Here is a 16,647-nt window from a genome sequence, read left to right on the forward strand (position 1 = left end):
GCGCGAGGTTCCAAGCTCGCCAATGGATAGCTGCGGACCGACCGCGCGCGCATTGCCGCGTCGCGGCTGGCGGCCCCTCCACTCGAAGGGCAATGCCAATCATCAAAGAGGCTTGATATTGGTAAGTCTTTGGTTTTATAGACTTGTCGCAGTTGGAGGCGGACGAACGCTGGTCTGCTCAAGTCGCCGGCAGATCGTCGTCTCTTTACCATGATGTGCGGCCTTGAAAATCGCTGCAGATCAAGATGTCTGGCGTGAGAAGCGCTTGACAAAATCGCGGCGTGGCTCATTAAATAAAAAAGCCTTATTAAATAAAAAGCTGTTTTCAGGGATGAAGGGGAGGATCAATGCGTAAGATTACAATGCGCGGCGCCATGATGGCCGCCGCCTCGCCGGTCGTGCTCACCATGGCGATGATCGGGAGCGCCGCGGCGCAGACCGCCACCGCCGATGCCGTCGCCACGTCCGCCGATCAGGTCGCCGCACCCACGCAGACCGACGATGGCGCCGGCGATATCGTTGTCACCGGCATCCGCGCGTCGCAGGCGCGTGCGATCGAGGTGAAGCGCAATGCCGACAGCGTCGTCGAGGCGATCAGCGCTCAGGACATCGGCAAACTGCCCGACGTCACCATCTCCGATTCGCTCCAACGCATCGCCGGCGTCCAGATCCGTCGCGACGCGGGCGAGGGCGCGGCGATCAACATCCGCGGCCTGCCGCAGGTGACGACGTTGCTCAACGGCGAGCAGTTCCTCGGCGCCAATTCGGTCACCACCGTGCAGCCGAACTTCACCGACATTCCGTCGCAGCTCTTCTCGGGCGCGACCGTGTTCAAGTCGCCGACCGCCTCGCTCCAGCAGGCGGGCCTGTCGGGCACCGTCGACCTGCTGACGCGCCGCCCGTTCGACCTGAAGCGCGGCCTGACCTTCTCGGCCGCCGCCGAGGGGCAGTATGGCGACAAGACCAAGAAGTGGAATCCGTCCGCCAACGGCCTGATCGCCTTTCATGGCGAGCGCGTTGGCCTGCTGGTGTCGGCCGCCTACAGCGACCTGACGCTCGCCAACAGCTTCCGCGGGATCCAGGATTATGGTGTCGCGCTGAACAACGAATATGGCCGCGACGCCGTGCTGGGCAGCGATGGCGTGCTGTCACCCGCGATCGCGGGGCAGTTCGCCACCGGCAACAATGGCGTCAGCCGAGGCACGCCGATCCGCAACGCGTCGGGCGCGCTCGTCGGTTACGACCTCAACGGCGATGGTGACGCAAACGACACCTTCATCACGCCGCAATCGCACACCGCGTGGAACCGGATCACCGATCGTCAGCGTTTCGGCGCGAACGCTTCATTGCAATTCGAGATCAACGATGCGCTGCAACTGACGGCTGACGCCTTCTACACGCGTCAGACCCAATATGATCGCACCGCGGGCTTCCAGTTCCAGAATGTTGACTGGCTGTCGTCGCCGTTCGTGCCGACCAAGTCGACCGATACCGGCGCGACCTACAATCAGGCGGTCAATATCGGCGACCGCGCCAACCCGAACGGTGGCGACCGTATTCCCATCACCGCCAGCCGGCCGTTCAACGTCAACACCGTCCAGCAATATACCTACGGGTTGCCCAACTTCGACAGCTATTCGGAAACCTTCCGCACCAAGAGCGAGTCGCAGAACTACAATCTGCAGCTCGACTGGAAGCCGTCCGAGACCTTCAAGGCGACGGTGCGCGGCATCTACGGCAAGGCATATCGCAACCGCGATCAGTCCTATACGCAGTTCAGCCTGACCAATGGCAAGCAGTGGGCGTATAATGGCGTCGGCAATTATCCAGGCGGTGACGTCACCTTCAATCCTACCGGCTATCAGATCTACGGCGACACCGCGACCGTCGACTATTCGAGCGGCGCGCCTGTCTTCGGCTTCTCGCCGGGCTTCCTGGCGCAGGCGTCGGACCCGTCGCGTTACGGGCTGAAGACGATCTCGTCCGAAGGCAACGTCTATCAGAACGGCGACATCTGGGCGCTGCGCGGCGATGCCGAATGGCAGGCCAACGACCAGCTCAAGGTCGCGTTCGGCGGCCGCTACGGCGAGCGGAGCGTCGATCAGTTCACGTTCGACCGCGTGTCGCCCTTCTATGCCGGCAACCGCGACAATGCGGTCAACCCGGCGGCGGGCTGCCTCGTCAAGTGGAAGGCGTTCGACGTCAACCTGAACGACAAGTCGTGCTCGGTGCTCGATCCGCAGGGCAATGCCTATACCGCCGGGCTGACGCGGCAGGCGACCGATCCGATCTTCGCCGGGCTCATCAAGCAATATCAGCTGCCGGCCAATGGTGCGCCGAACCTCTACGCGCTCGATCCGAAGGCGATGGACGACAGTGAGGCCTGGCAGAACAAATTCTATCCAGGCAGCCAGAATCTCGTGAACCCGGCGCTGTCGTTCGACGTCCACACGCGCCAGATCTCGGGCTATGCGCAGGTGTCGGGTGAGGGCGAGCTGCTCGGGATGCCGTTCCGCGCCAATGGCGGCCTGCAGGTCGTCAACACCAAGCTGAACGTCCGCCAGAACATCGTCGGCAATCCGCAGCCGTACGGCGTATCGGGCGTCGACGCGGGTGATCTGGTGACCAAGCGCGAGTTCACCGACTTCCTGCCGTCGATCAACATCGCCTTCGACGTCACCAGCAAGCTGCGCGCACGCGCCGCTTTCTCGAAGACGATGACCTTGCTCGACTTCCAGCAATGGGGCGGCGGTCTGAACGTCGGCTATGCGATCAACACCACGATCAATCCGGCGCGCTTCGAGGCGCAGACCGCGACCTCGGTCGGCAATCCGAACCTCAACCCGTGGCGCGCGACCAACGTCGAGGCCAGCTTCGAATATTATACCGGACGGTCGAGCCTGCTCGCGGTCGGCGCGTTCTACATCGCGGTCGACAGCTTCATCACGAACACGACCGAGATCCGCAACGACATCCCCGACAATGACGGCGTGATCCGTCGTCCGGTCGTCACCAACACGCTCGCGCAGGGTGAAGGCGGGACGCTGAAGGGCATCGAGGCCTCGGCGCGGCAGTCGCTCGCCGATTATGGCGTCAACGGCTTCCTCGGCGGGTTCGGCGTCGACGCCAACTACACGCTGTCGCTGGGCGATGCCGGACTGGTCGATCTGGCCGGCAACAACCAGCCGTTCCAGGACAATTCGAAACATCAGGTCAATGCGGCGCTGTGGTTCGAAAAGTACGGGTTGCAGGCGCGCGTCGCCTATAACTATCGCTCGAAGCGACTGGTGTCGTCGAATTACGGCGGGATCGTCGGGCTGGCGCAATATCAGGCGCCGACCAACTATCTCGATGCGTCGATCTCCTACGACGTGACGCCGTTCATTACGCTGTACGGCCAGGCCTCGAACCTGACCGGCGAGACCGAGCGTTATTACCTGACCTGGACCGATCAGGTGTTCAACGAGAACATCTACGAGCGCCGCTTCATCGCCGGGGCGCGCGTGCGCTTCTGATCGCGCTTCCCTGCCGCGGGCCGTCGTGCTGTGTTCGCACGTACGACGGCCCAAGGCCCGCGACAGCGTGAGGGTGAGAGAGCAGAATGCGTGATCCGATACGATCGATCGTGATCGTCGGCGGCGGAACGGCAGGCTGGATGGCCGCGACCTTCCTGGCGCGGCGGCTGGCGCACCTGCGGCTGTCGATCACCGTTGTCGAAAGCTCGGCGATCGGCACGATCGGGGTCGGCGAGGCGACGGTGCCCGCGGTCCGCGACTTCTTCGCCGCGATCGACCTCGGCGAGGCGGACGTCCTGCGCGAAACCGAAGCGACGATCAAATACGGCATCCGCTTCGCCGGATGGAAGGAACCGGGGCACGACTTCTTCCACCCCTTCGGCCTGTACGGCGTCGCCGCGCATGGCGTGCCGTTTCATCATTACTGGCTGAAGCTGCGCGCGAACGGCGACGCGACCCCGCTCGGCGCTTATTGTCTCGCGACGCAACTGGCGGAGCGCGGGCTGTTTTTGCCGCCGGTCGACCGCCCGGCCAACGAGCTGGGCGTGTTCAACTTCGCGGTGCATTTCGATGCATCGAAATTCGCGGCGCTGCTCCGGCGGCTCGCGCTCGCTAATGGCGTGCAGCATGTGGATGCGCGGATCGACGCGGTGGCGCGCGACGGCGAGGACGGGCGGGTGACCACGGTGACGCTCGACGACGGTCGCGCGATCGCGGGCGATCTGTGGATCGATTGTTCGGGGTTTCGCAGCCTGTTGCTCGGTGAGGCCCTCCATGTGCCCTTCGTCGACTGGCGGCGCTGGCTGCCGTGCGACCGGGCGGTGGCGATCCCGTGCACGGCGGCGCAGGTGCACCGGCCGTTCACCACCGCCACCGCGACGCGGGCGGGCTGGCGCTGGCACATCCCGCTCCGCCATCGTGTCGGCAACGGGCATGTCTATTGCTCGGACTTCATCGACGATGCCGCGGCGGAGGACGAATTGCTCGCTGCGCTGGAGGGTGAGCCGCTCGCCGCACCGAACCGCATCCGCTTCACCGCCGGGCATCGCGCACGCTTCTGGGAGAAAAATGTCGTCGGGCTCGGGCTGGCATCGGGGTTCCTCGAACCGCTTGAATCGACCAGCATCACGCTGATCCAGTCGGGGCTGGAGCGATTGATCCCGCTGTTTCCGGCGTGCGATATCGACCCGCGGCTTGCCGCGACCTACAATCGTCAGTCGGTGCTGGAGTTCGAGCGGATCCGCGATTTCCTGATGTTGCATTACAGCGGTAACCAACGGGTCGGCGAGCCCTTCTGGGACCATGTCCGCGCGATCAAACCGACCGAGGGGTTGCAGGGCAAGCTCGACGCGTGGCGCGCGGCGGGTGAGTTCGTGCGGCGCGAGTGGGACACGTTCCAGGATGCGAGCTGGCTGAGCATGTATGCAGGATTCGATGATCTGCCAGCACGTTATGCAGTGCGCGCCGACGAGGTGCCGGTGGCTGACCTGCGCGACAGCCTGATGCGGATGCGCGCGGCGATCGACGGGACGCTGCGCCATGCCGAGCCGCACGAAGATTTCCTGACCCGCGTCCATGCAGGTCGGGCATGAACGTCGCGGCGCTGCTGCGCCTGACCGGCGCCAATATCGAACATGCCGGGCTCCACAACCAGCGCGTCGTGCTGCATGCGATCCGCGTCGCGGGGTCGGCGACGCGCGCCGAGGTGGCGGCGGTCACCGGGCTGACGACTGCGACCGTCACCAATATTACCAATCGCTTGCTCGAAGAAGGATTGCTCGATCGTGCCGGGCAGCGGCGCGGCGGGCGCGGGCAGCCGGCGACGCGGCTGTGCGTCAACCCCGATGGCGCGTTCGCGATCGGGGTGAACATCGACCGCGATCACCTGACGATGGTGGCAGTCGATTTCGAGGGACGGTCGCGCGCGCGGATCAGCCGCGAGGCCGCCTATTCGAGCCCCGAGGATGTCCAGTGTTTCTATCGCAAGCATGTCCACAAGCTGCTGGAACAGGGCGGGATCGCTCCCGAGGCATTGAGCGGGATCGGGGTGGCGCGCCCGGACGATCTCGGCGCGATCGACCTGCCGGGGCGGCCGCGCGACTATGATCGCTGGTCGACGCACGATGTCGCCTCGCTGTTCGCCGAGCCGCTCGATCTGCCGGTGACGGTCGAGAACGATGCCGCGGCGGCGGCGATCGGCGAGATGCAGTTCGGGCTCGGGCAGCAATATGCGAGCTTTTTCTATCTGTTGATTACCGTCGGGCTCGGCGGGAGCGTGGTCGTCAACTCGCTTTACGATCGCGGTGCCGACGGGCGCAGCGGCGAGATCGGCTTCCTGCTGGTCGAGGACCAGGACGCGCGGCGCGTGCCGTTGCAGGAGGTGCTGTCGATCGGCGGGCTGGCGCGCGCGCTGGCGGCCAAGGGACTGGGCGGGCAGGCGATTCACGCGCTGGACCTCGACGATCCGGCGGTGGCTGCGGTGACCGACGCCTGGGTGGCGCGCGCCGCGGCGGCGCTGGCGCAGCCGTTGATCGCGGTCAGTTGCCTGCTCAATCCCGGCGCGGTGCTGGTCGGCGGGCGGCTGCCGGTCGCGCTGGTCGAGCGGCTGGCGCAGGCGACCAGCGCGCTGATGCAGCGCGACGGCGGCCATGCGCCTGTATTGGCACCGATTCGTACCGCTGCCTTGGCCGAGGACTCCCCGGCGATCGGCGCGGCGTTGCTGGCGTTCGGGCATCTGCTGCTGCCCGCCGACACGCCGGGGCGGCAGCCGGCGGCAGTGATTTCACGAGACAAAGGGCGATAAATGACGCGCGCATCGAGGATGGTCGCCGGGCTGCTGCTGGCCGGCACCACGCTGGCCGGGAGCGCGCAGGCGCAGGAAATCGGCAATGCGGGACCGTATAATGCGCGCTTCCTGCAGGGCGGGATCGGAATCGAGCGGCCGTTGGTGCGTGCCGATGCGCTGGTGGCCGCAGGGGCGGCGTACACGATCGCCACCTGGGTCGAGGCGGGTGCGCCAAATGACGCGTCGGGGACGCTGATCCGGCTCGGAATACCAGCCTCCGTGCGCGCGCTGTCGCTCGAAAACGGGCGAATGGTGCTGCGCGATGGCGCGACGATGCTGCGCGGTGCCGTGGTGCCGAAGGGCTGGCATCATCTCGCCGCCGTATCGGATGGTGGGCGGGTGACCTTGTATCTCGACGGCCGCCGCGTCGGCGGTGGCGCGGCGCGGGCGAGCGCGGTCGCCGCGCAGATCGCGATCGCGCCGGCGACGCCGGGCGAGCCACATTTCGGCGGACAGCTGATCGACGCGCGGGTCGGCGGCACGGCGCTCGACGCGCGGCAGGTGGCGGCAATCGCGCGGGCGAAGCCCGATGCCGCGCTGGTGCAGATGACCGAGGTCGGGGTCGGCTGGCCGTTCCAGAAGCAGGCCAATATCGGGCTGACCACGCAGCAGGACGCGTGGACGCTGCCGCAGTCGCGCGACGGTGCGTACACCGCGCCGGTCGCAAAGCCGGTCGCAAACGTTGCGGTGATGCAGCCGCTCGCCGACCATCGCTGGCAGGTGAACGGCTGGACGCTCGCCGCCGCGCCCGAGGTGAAGGGGGACGGGGCGACGCTGTCGCGGCCCGGCGCGCCTTCGGGGACGTGGCGCGCGGCGACGGTGCCGGGGACGGTGCTCCAGACCCTCGTGGATCGCGGCGTCTATCCCGATCCCTATTACGGGCTGAACAACCTGAAGATTCCCGAGAGCCTCGCGCGGCAGGATTATTGGTATCGCACGCGCTTCACCGTTCCCGAGGCGGCGGCGGGCAAAAGGCTGACGCTGGTGTTCGGCGGGATCAATTACGCGTCGGAAATCTGGGCGAACGGACAGCGCCTCGGCGAGACGCGCGGCGCGTTCGTGCGCGGGCAATTCGATTATGTGCCGGTCGCGGGGGAGAATGTCATCGCGGTGCGCGTGTCGCCGCCGCCGCATCCGGGCATCCCGCACGAGCAGTCGGTCAAAGCGGGGGTCGGCGAGAACGGCGGGCAGCTTGCGATCGACGGGCCGACGTTCGTCGCGACCGAGGGCTGGGACTGGATCCCCGGTATCCGCGACCGCAACACCGGGCTGTGGCGGCCGGTCGAGCTGGTCGCGACCGGCGCGGTGCGGATCGGCGATCCGCATGTCGTCACCGACCTGCCGCTGCCGCGCACCGATCGCGCCGACGTCTATGTCACGGTGCCGCTCGACAATGCCGAGGCGGCAACGCCAGTGACGGTGCGCGTCGCGTTCGAGGGCGTGACGGTCGAGAAGCAGGTGACTGCGCCGGCGGGCAAGAGCGAGGTCAAGTTCACGCCCGCCGAGTTCCGCCAGCTCAGCGTCGCCAATCCCAAGCTCTGGTGGCCGAACGGCTATGGTGAGCCGCATCTGTACGACGTGACCTATCAGGTCGCGGATGCGCGCGGCGTGTCGGACGAGCGCAAGGCGCGGTTCGGGATTCGCGAGGTCAGTTACGACCTGTCGCTGTTCGACGCGGGCGGAGCGCTGCGGCGCGTCAACGTCCAGACCACCGATGGTGGGCTGGCGGGCACGCCGCTGATCGACATTCGCCACGCCGCGATCAAGCAGTCGCCGACCGGCTGGGCGGAGTCGCTGACCGCGGCGGGCGAGACGTCTCGCGCGGTGACGCCGATCACCGAGACGCTGCCCGAGCCGCATCTGACGATCCGCGTCAACGGCGTGCGGATTGCGGCGCGCGGCGGCAATTGGGGCATGGACGATGCGATGAAGCGCGTCAGCTATGAGCGGCTCGCGCCCTATTTCCGCCTCCAGCGCGAGGCGCACATGAACATCATCCGCAACTGGATGGGCAACAACAACGAGGAGGAGTTCTTCGACCTCGCCGACGAGAACGGCATGATGGTCCTCAACGACTTCTGGCAGTCGACGCAGAATTTCCAGATCGAACCGGAAGATGCGTCGCTGTTCCTCGACAATGCGCGCGACACGATCGCGCGCTATCGCAACCATCCGTCGATCATCCTGTGGTTCGGGCGCAACGAGGGCGTGCCCTATCCGGTGCTCAACGAGGGGCTGGCGAAGGCGGTGTTCGAGCTGGACGGGACGCGCTGGTTCACGGGCAGCTCGAACGTCGTGAACCTGCAAGGGTCGGGGCCGTACAATTACCGCGCGCCGGTCGGCTATTTCACCGATCTTGCCACCGGCTTCTCGGTCGAAACGGGCACGCCGTCCTTCTCGACCGCGGAGTCGATCGCCAGTTACGTGCCCGCGGGCGACCGCTGGCCGCTCGGCGACGTGCTCGCCTATCACGACTGGCATTTCGGCGGGAACGGCGACACCAAGACGTTCATGGCCGCGCTCGACCGCATGTATGGCGCGGGGACCAGCTTCGCCGATTTCGAGCGCAAGGCGCAGATGATGAACCTCGAAACGCACAAGGCGATGTACGAGGGCTTCCTGGGGCATCTGTGGACCAAGAATTCGGGGCGGCTGCTGTGGATGACGCACCCGGCGTGGCCGTCGAACGCGTGGCAGATCTATTCGTGGGATTATGACACACAGGCATCCTATTACGGGGCGAAGAAGGCGGTCGAGCCGCTGCACGTCCAGCTCAACCTGCCGGGCAATGAACTGGTGGTGCTCAACACCACGCAGGCCGATGCCAAGGGGCTGACCGCACGGGTGAAGGTGGTCGGTCTCGACAATCGCGAGTTGTTCGCGCGCGACACGAAGCTGGATGCGCTCGCCAATCGCGCGACCGCGCTGGCGGCGGTGCCGCTCGACGGGCTGTTCGCGGCGAACCCGATGTTGCTGGTCAAATTGTCGCTGATCGGCGCGGACGGGGCATTGGTGTCGGAGAACTTCTATTGGCGCGGACGCGACGAGAGCGCGTACCGGGCGCTCGACACGCTGGCGCCGGCGGAGCTGACCGCGCGCGCGGCGGCGGCGGTGGTCGAGGGCAATGATCGCGTCGTGCGGGTGACGCTGGCGAACGAGACCACGACGCCCGCGCTCAACGCCAAGCTGACGCTGGTCGACGCGCAGGGCAAGCGCATCCTGCCGGCCTTCTACGACGACAATTACGTCTCGCTGCTGCCCGGCGAGCGGCGTGCGATCGCGATCCGTTATCCGGCGACGGTGGAGGGCGCGGCGCGCGTGACGCTGGGCGGGTGGAACGTGCCCGCCGCGACGATCCCGGCCGGGTGATTGACGGCGCGGGACAAAAAGCGTTGGCTGGAGCCATGAACGACGATCGAACCCTGATGATGACGCGGCGCGGCTGCGTCGGTGGGCTGCTGGCGCTGGGCGCGTTGCCGGTGCGGGCGGCGGTGGCCGCGCCGGCGTTATGGGTCGGCACCTATGTCGCCGAGGGCGGGGCGGGCGTGGTGCCGCTGCGCAAGGTCGGCGATGCGTGGGGAATCGGAGCGGCGGTGGCGGGCATTCGCAACGCCTCGTTTGCGGTGGGTGGCGCGCGCGGGCTGCGCTACGTGCTCGACGAGCAGCAGAAAGGCGGGCTGGGCGTTTACGATCGTGGCTTCCGCCGGGTGGCGGTGTCGTCGACGTTGGGCGCCGACCCGTGCCATGCCGCGCTGTCGCCGGATGGCGGGATGCTGGCGGCGGCCAATTATTCGAGCGGGAGCGTCGCGCTGTGGACGCTCGACCGGGCGACCGGTCTGCCGAAGGGGCCGGTGCTCGCGCTCCAGCACAAGGGCAGCGGCCCCAACAAGGAGCGGCAGGCCGGGCCGCACGCGCATTGGGTCGGCTTCACGCGCGACGGGCGAACGCTCCATTCGGTCGATCTCGGCGCGGACGCGATCTTTGCGCACCGGCTCGGGGCGGGTGGCGTGACCGGGACCGACATCGCCTATCGCGCGGTGCCGGGGTCGGGGCCGCGGCATCTGGCGCGGCATCCGCACCTGCCGGTCGCCTATCTGGTCGCCGAGCTGGCGAATACGATCACGGTGCTGCGGGCGTTGCCGGACGGGCGCTTCGTGGCGCACAAGGTGCTGTCGACGGTGCCCGCCGGCTACCGCGGCGAGAGCTATGCCGGGCATATCGCGATGAACGCGGCGGGGACGCGGCTGTATGTCTCCAACCGCGGGCACGACAGTATCGCGACCTTCGCGATCGATGGCCGGGGCGAGCTGCGGCTGATCGGGCATGTCGCCAGCGGTGGGCATTGGCCGCGCTATTTCCGGATGCTGGAAGCGAGCGGCGAAATGCTGGTCGCCAACCAGCGCTCGGGCGATGTCGCGCGGCTGCCGGTCGGGCGTGACGGCGTCGTGGGGCGGCCGACGCAGGTGGTGCGGATTCCGTCGGCGGTGTTCATCGGTATCTGACGACGATCTTCGCGCGCGGGGCTTCCGCCGCGCGAAATGATTGTTATCCTGTGTTTCTGTCTGAAGATGGAGAGTGGGATGTCGATCGTCGTCAATGGTCTGGCGGTGGCACCGCCGGGCGATCCGCGCGTGTCGCTGCTGGATCACCTCCGCGAGACGCTTCACCTGACGGGCACCAAGAAGGGCTGCAACCAGGGGGCGTGCGGGGCGTGCACGGTGCTGGTGGACGGCGAGCGCATCCTGTCGTGCCTCGCGCTGGCGGTGCAGTACGACGGGCGCGACATCACGACGATCGAGGGACTGGCGGAGGGCGATGCGCTGCATCCGTTGCAGGCCGCGTTCATCGAACATGACGGCTTCCAGTGCGGTTACTGCACGCCGGGGCAGATCTGCTCGGCGATCGGAATGGCGGCGGAGGCGAAGCGCGGCGTGCCGAGCCATGTCTCCGCCGATCTGGGCGGCGCGGTGACGCTGACGCGCGAGGAAGTGCAGGAGCGGATGAGCGGCAATCTGTGCCGCTGCGGCGCGCATAACGGGATCATCGACGCGATTCTGGAGACGGTGGCATGACGCCGTTCAGCTACGACCGGGCCGGCGATGTCGCCGAGGCGGTGCGGATGGGCGCGGCGCCGGGCGCGGCATATCTGGGCGGCGGGACCAATCTGGTCGACCTGTTGCGTGAAACGGTGGCGCGGCCGGAGCGGCTGGTCGATGTCTCGGCGCTGTCGGATGCGATCAGCGAAACCGACGACGGCGGGTTGCTGATCGGGGCGGGGGTGCGCAACACCGCGCTGGCGGCGCATCCGGTGGTGCGCGAACGCTATCCGGTGCTGTCGCGCGCGATCCTTGCGGGGGCGTCGGCGCAGATCCGGAACATGGCGACGGTCGGCGGCAATCTGATGCAGCGGACGCGGTGCACCTATTTCTACGACACTGATGGGTCGCGCTGCAACAAGCGGGAGCCGGCCAGCGGGTGCGACGCGCGGGGCGGGTTCACGCGCATCCACGCCGTGCTGGGGGCGAGCGAGGCGTGCGTCGCGACGCATCCGTCGGATATGTGCGTGGCGTTGGCTGCGCTGGATGCAATGGTGCATGTCGAGCGCGCGGGCGCGACGCGGACGGTGGCGTTCGGCGACTTCCACCGCCTGCCGGGCGAGCGGCCCGATCTGGATACCGTGCTGGAGCCGGGCGAGCTGATTACCGCGATCGAATTGCCCGCGCTGCCGGTCGCGGGGCGGTCGACGTATCGGAAGGTGCGCGACCGGGCGAGCTATGCCTTTGCGCTGATCTCGGTAGCGGCGGCGCTGGAGATGGACGGCGAGCGGGTCGCGGACATTCGTGTCGCGTTCGGCGGGGTGGCGCACAAGCCGTGGCGTGCGACGCAGGTTGAGGACGCGCTGCGCGGGGCGGCGTTGACCGATGAGGCGATCGGGGCAGCGGCGGCGCGCGAGTTCGCGGACGCGCAGCCGTTGCGCGACAATGCGTTCAAGCCGGCGCTGGCGACGCGGACGCTGATCGCGGTGCTGAACGCGCTGAAGACGGGAGAGACGGCATGAGCATCGTCGACGACGCCAAGCAGGCTGCCCAGGGGCTGATGATGGGGGCGATGCAGAAATTGGTGCCGCTCGCGCCCGACAGCTGGATCCCCGGTGGGGTGCCCGACCCGCTGATCGCGCGCAAACACGGGCTGATCGGGACGCCGGTGTCGCGGCTGGACGGCGCGCTGAAGGTGAAGGGCGCGGCGGGGTTCGCGGCGGAATATCGCTTCGAGAACATGGCCTATGCCGCTTTGGTCTATGCACCGATCGCGCGTGGGCGCGTCGCGGCGATCGACAGCGCGGCGGCGGAAGCTGCGCCGGGCGTGGCGCTGGTGATGACGCACCTGAACGCGCCGCGGATGAAGAACATGCCGGTGTTCGGGTCGTCGCCGAATGCGGTCGGGCCGCACAATCTGCCGGTGTTGCAGGACGATCGCATCCACTGGAACGGGCAGCCGGTCGCGTGCGTGCTCGCCGAGACGCAGGAGCAGGCCGATCATGCCGCCTCGCTGCTGAAGGTGACTTATGACGCTGAACCCTCGACCACCACGGTCGCCGGGGCGGTGGCGAACGGGACCGAGCAGGCGATGTTCTTCGGCCAGCCGCTGCGCAACGATGTCGGCGATGCCGAGGCGCTGCTGGCCAAGGCGCCGGTCAAGGTCGACCAGACCTATCGCACGCCGCGCCACAACCATAACCCGATCGAGCCGCACGCCGCGACGATCGCGTGGGTCGAAGACGGGCTGGTGATCCACGACGCCAGCCAGATGGTCTCGCAACAGGCCGAGTCGATCGGCGCGGTGTTCGGGCTGGCGGCGGACAAGGTGCGGCTGACCTCGCCCTATGTCGGCGGCGGGTTCGGCAGCAAGGGGCTGTGGGATCATCAGGTGATCGGCGCGGCGGCGGCGAAGCTGGCGGGACGCCCGGTGCGGATCACGCTGTCGCGCGAGGGCGTGTACCGGACGGTCGGCGGGCGCACGCTGACCGAACAGCGTGTCGCGATCGGCGCGCAGCAGGACGGGACGTTCGACGCGATCGTCCACACCGGCCTTTCGGTCATGACCCCGCACAACAACATGCCCGAGCCGTTCATCCTCGGCACGCGCTGCACCTATGCCGCGCGCAGCTTCGCGCTGAAGGTCGAGGTGGCGCGGATGAACATGCTCGCCAACACCTTCATGCGCGCGCCGGGTGAGGCGGTCGGCACCTTCGCGCTGGAGGTGGCGGTCGACGAGCTGGCGGTGGAGCTGGGGATCGACCCGGTCGAGCTGCGGATCCTCAACGAGCCCGACAAGGACCCGCTGAGCGGCGTACCCTTCTCGTCGCGACATATCGTCACGGCGTGGCGGCAGGGGGCGGCGCGGTTCGGCTGGGCCGGGCGCGATCCGCGTGCGGGCGTGCGGCGCGAGGGCGAGTGGCTGGTCGGCACCGGCTGCGCGACCGGCACCTATCCCTATTACCGGATGCCCGGCGCGGAGGCGCGAATCACGCTGACGCGCGACGGCGATGCGGTGCGCGCGCAGGTCGAGGTCGCGGCGGCGGAGATGGGGATGGGCACCTCCACCACCACCGCGATCGTCGCGGCGGAGCGGCTGGGGCTGCCGATCGAACAGGTCGAGGTCGGCTACGGCGACTCGGCGATCCCCGGTGCGATCATGGCGGGCGGGTCGCAGCAGACCGCCGCGATCGGCGCGGCGGTGATCGCGGCGCATAATGCGCTGGTCGCCGACTTGCTCAAGCTGGCGGGCAACGACTCGCCGCTGGCGGGGCTGTCGGCGGACGAGGTCGGGAGCATCGACGGTGGGCTGGCGAGCCGCACCGATCCGGCGCGACGCGAGAGCTATGCCTCGATCCTGTCGCGCGCGCAGCGGGGGAGCGTGTCGGTGACCAAGGCGGGGTCGATGCCGCTCGAACTGATGCACTGGTCGATGCACTCGCACAGCGCGATCTTCTGCGAGGTGCGGGTTAATGCGGTGACCGGCGAGTTGCGCGTCAGCCGCTTGCTCGGGTCGTTTGATTGCGGGCGTATCCTCAACCCGCGCACTGCCGCCAGCCAGTTCCGCGGCGGGATGATCATGGGGCTGGGGATGGCGCTGATGGAGGAGACGCAGTTCGACGAGCGCAACGGGCGGATCATGAACCCGAGCCTCGCCGAATACCACCTGCCCGTGCACATGGACGTGCCGGAGATCGAGGTGTTGTGGACCGATATCCCTGATCCGCACACGCCGATGGGCGCACACGGGATCGGCGAGATCGGGATCACCGGCGTTGCGGCGGCGGTCGCCAATGCGGTGTGGCATGCGACGGGGAAGCGCGTGCGCGAGCTGCCGATTACGCTCGACAAGCTGTTGTAGGCGGTTCGTTGATCCGCCGTCTCGTCATGGCGAGCGTAGCGAACCAATCCAGAGCCGGATCAGGACGCCCTGGATTGCTTCGCTCCGCTCGCCATGACGGAGTGCTATGTGCGCTGGATTTTAGGTGAGACGCAGGCCGCGTTCGCCGATCGGGAGCGCGCCCTGCCGCCAGCGCGCGACGAGCGCGCTGGCGTCGCGGTGGCCGGCGTCCCAGCGGCGGCGCACCGAGGCGGGGGAGAAGTCCATCGCCTTGCCCGCCACTTCCGGCTGCTGGTCGGCATAAGTGAGCAGGCTGAGCGTCACCGCGCGCGCCGCGAACGCCGGATCGGTGGCGTAGCGCTCCGTCCACCGGGTGATGCTGCGGCGGGACTGGATCGCGAAGGTGAGGTCCTGTGCGCGTTCGGCCATCGCGCCGAGGGTCGCGGGGTTGTGAGCGGCGAGCGGCAGGAGGTCGATGGCGATGCACCAGACGGGGCGCTCGCCGGGGTCCGAGAGCAACGGGTCGAGCGGTAGGTTCGCCGACAGGCCGCCGTCGACATAGCGGACGCCCTCGATGGTGACCGGCGGGAAGCCCGGCGGGAGCGAGCCGCTGGCGCCGATATGCGCGGCGGTGACGTCGAGCGCGCGGGTATCGAAGACCGCGTCGCGGCCGGAGTCGAGATCGACCGCGGTGGCGGCATAGCGGATCGCGCCGGTGTTGAGCCGGTCGAGATCGACCGACTGCGCAAGCGTGCGCAGCAGCGGCGCGGTGTCGTAAAGCGCAGGGCGCCCACCGGGCAGCGTGGCGCCGGGCGGCGAGAACATGCCGGCGCGGCCGCTGAACAGGGTGCCGAGCACCTCCCCCGTTCGTCGCCAGTCGTCCGGAATCGCCAGCCAGTCGGCGCCGGCAGCGGGCGCGGGTCGCCAGAAATCGGCGAGCCGCGACAGGCGGTTGGCGGGTGCGTTGCCGGCGATCAAGGCGCCGTTGATCGCGCCGATCGAGGTGCCGACGATCCGGTCGGGGACGATCCCGGCTTCGGCGAGTGCCTGATAGGCGCCCGCCTGATACGCGCCCAGCGCATTGCCGCCGCTCAGCACCAGCGCGATGTCACAGGGGGGGAGCAATGGCCATTTAATATCCCGTGCGATTGGTGCTTGTCCCTTCAAACCCTTGCACACGGCGAAAAGGTGCGGGCGACGGCACTTGATCGCACGATGCGGCGTTCAGCGGCGATGACACAGGATGACGAACGCTGGATGCGCGAGGCGATCAAGGTCGCGCGGTCCAAGGGCAGCGACCCTTCCACCTCGCCGCTGGGATCGGTGATCGTGCGCGGCGGGCGGGTGATCGCCGCCGAGCGCAACCAGACCCACGAACTGCCCGACGCCACCGCGCATGCCGAGATGATGGCGATCCGGCGCGGCTGCGAGGCCGAGGGCGAGCTGGAGCTGCGCGACGCGACGCTCTATTCGACGCTGCAACCGTGCGGGATGTGCACGATGGCGTCGATCTGGTCGAAGGTCGGGCGGGTCGTCTACGGCGCGGGGCGTGAGGACGTCCATGCGATGTATTTCGAGGCGAAGCATGTCGACACGCTGTCGTTCATCGCTGACGCCTATCGTGACGATATCGTGATCGAGGGCGGGTGCCTGCGCGAGGAATGTGCGGCGCTCTACTATCCGCCGGATGCCGAGCTGCCGGAGGAGGAGCAGGCGAATTTATAGGGTGGGGTGACCGATTATCTGTCTTCCGTCATCCCGGACCCTTCGACAAGCTCAGGAGAGCCTTGATCCGCGATCCCGCTTTTGCGTCATTGCGAGCGAAGCGAAGCAATCCAGGGCGTCCTGATCCGGCCCTGGATTGCTTCGCTGCGCTCGCAATGACGGGGGGGTGTCGTGGTTTATTCCCAC

Annotated in this window: 10 protein-coding genes; 9 read left to right on the plus strand and 1 reads right to left on the minus strand. The window is 67.8% G+C overall.

Annotation, left to right across the window (positions count from 1 at the left end):
• Positions 1 to 347: 347 nt before the first annotated feature.
• From FHS97_RS03780 to FHS97_RS03815, 8 genes are all read left to right on the plus strand, one after another.
• Positions 348 to 3,515, plus strand: coding sequence for a TonB-dependent receptor (locus FHS97_RS03780; RefSeq protein WP_184033337.1), 3,168 nt, complete (start codon positions 348 to 350; stop codon positions 3,513 to 3,515).
• Positions 3,516 to 3,601: 86 nt separating this feature from the next.
• Positions 3,602 to 5,107: a tryptophan halogenase family protein gene (locus tag FHS97_RS03785; RefSeq protein WP_184033339.1), complete on the plus strand. Its 1,506-nt coding sequence runs from the start codon at positions 3,602 to 3,604 to the stop codon at positions 5,105 to 5,107.
• On the plus strand, positions 5,104 to 6,318 hold the full coding sequence (locus FHS97_RS03790) for an ROK family transcriptional regulator (protein ID WP_184033341.1): 1,215 nt from the start codon (positions 5,104 to 5,106) through the stop codon (positions 6,316 to 6,318). The genes FHS97_RS03785 and FHS97_RS03790 overlap by 4 nt, the downstream gene beginning before the upstream one ends.
• Positions 6,319 to 9,729: a glycosyl hydrolase 2 galactose-binding domain-containing protein gene (locus FHS97_RS03795; protein ID WP_184033343.1), complete on the plus strand. Its 3,411-nt coding sequence runs from the start codon at positions 6,319 to 6,321 to the stop codon at positions 9,727 to 9,729.
• A 35-nt stretch (positions 9,730 to 9,764) separates the two neighbouring features.
• A complete protein-coding gene (locus FHS97_RS03800; protein ID WP_184033345.1) occupies positions 9,765 to 10,862 on the plus strand; it encodes a lactonase family protein in 1,098 nt (365 codons plus the stop codon).
• Between the two features lie 78 nt (positions 10,863 to 10,940).
• Positions 10,941 to 11,432 (plus strand): 2Fe-2S iron-sulfur cluster-binding protein, encoded by a 492-nt coding sequence (locus FHS97_RS03805; protein ID WP_184033347.1) that lies wholly within the window; start codon positions 10,941 to 10,943, stop codon positions 11,430 to 11,432.
• Positions 11,429 to 12,418, plus strand: coding sequence for an FAD binding domain-containing protein (locus tag FHS97_RS03810; RefSeq protein WP_184033349.1), 990 nt, complete (start codon positions 11,429 to 11,431; stop codon positions 12,416 to 12,418). Before FHS97_RS03805 ends, FHS97_RS03810 begins: the two co-directional genes overlap by 4 nt.
• Positions 12,415 to 14,757 carry a xanthine dehydrogenase family protein molybdopterin-binding subunit gene (locus FHS97_RS03815; protein WP_184033351.1) on the plus strand — a complete coding sequence of 781 codons (2,343 nt, stop codon included), beginning with the start codon at positions 12,415 to 12,417 and terminating at the stop codon, positions 14,755 to 14,757. The genes FHS97_RS03810 and FHS97_RS03815 overlap by 4 nt, the downstream gene beginning before the upstream one ends.
• 120 nt (positions 14,758 to 14,877) lie before the next feature.
• Here FHS97_RS03815 and FHS97_RS03820 read toward each other — a convergent pair whose 3' ends face one another.
• Positions 14,878 to 15,861, minus strand: coding sequence for a patatin-like phospholipase family protein (locus FHS97_RS03820; RefSeq protein WP_184033353.1), 984 nt, complete (start codon positions 15,859 to 15,861; stop codon positions 14,878 to 14,880).
• Positions 15,862 to 15,969: 108 nt separating this feature from the next.
• Here FHS97_RS03820 and FHS97_RS03825 point away from each other — a divergent pair, with 108 nt between their 5' ends.
• Positions 15,970 to 16,461 (plus strand): nucleoside deaminase, encoded by a 492-nt coding sequence (locus FHS97_RS03825; RefSeq protein WP_184034068.1) that lies wholly within the window; start codon positions 15,970 to 15,972, stop codon positions 16,459 to 16,461.
• Positions 16,462 to 16,647 lie beyond the last annotated feature (186 nt).

It is taken from the genome of Sphingomonas endophytica (assembly GCF_014199415.1).
In the GTDB taxonomy this organism is placed as follows: Bacteria; Pseudomonadota; Alphaproteobacteria; order Sphingomonadales; family Sphingomonadaceae; genus Sphingomonas; species Sphingomonas endophytica.

What these genes read in the sequence shown, in the direction of transcription:
- FHS97_RS03810 (WP_184033349.1), top strand. Translation starts at nt 11,429, where the DNA reads ATGACGCCGTTCAGCTACGACCGGGCCGGCGATGTCGCCGAGGCGGTG.
- FHS97_RS03825 (WP_184034068.1), top strand. Translation starts at nt 15,970, where the DNA reads ATGACACAGGATGACGAACGCTGGATGCGCGAGGCGATCAAGGTCGCG.
- FHS97_RS03815 (WP_184033351.1), top strand. Translation starts at nt 12,415, where the DNA reads ATGAGCATCGTCGACGACGCCAAGCAGGCTGCCCAGGGGCTGATGATG.
- FHS97_RS03790 (WP_184033341.1), top strand. Translation starts at nt 5,104, where the DNA reads ATGAACGTCGCGGCGCTGCTGCGCCTGACCGGCGCCAATATCGAACAT.
- FHS97_RS03795 (WP_184033343.1), top strand. Translation starts at nt 6,319, where the DNA reads ATGACGCGCGCATCGAGGATGGTCGCCGGGCTGCTGCTGGCCGGCACC.
- FHS97_RS03785 (WP_184033339.1), top strand. Translation starts at nt 3,602, where the DNA reads ATGCGTGATCCGATACGATCGATCGTGATCGTCGGCGGCGGAACGGCA.
- FHS97_RS03800 (WP_184033345.1), top strand. Translation starts at nt 9,765, where the DNA reads ATGAACGACGATCGAACCCTGATGATGACGCGGCGCGGCTGCGTCGGT.
- FHS97_RS03780 (WP_184033337.1), top strand. Translation starts at nt 348, where the DNA reads ATGCGTAAGATTACAATGCGCGGCGCCATGATGGCCGCCGCCTCGCCG.
- FHS97_RS03805 (WP_184033347.1), top strand. Translation starts at nt 10,941, where the DNA reads ATGTCGATCGTCGTCAATGGTCTGGCGGTGGCACCGCCGGGCGATCCG.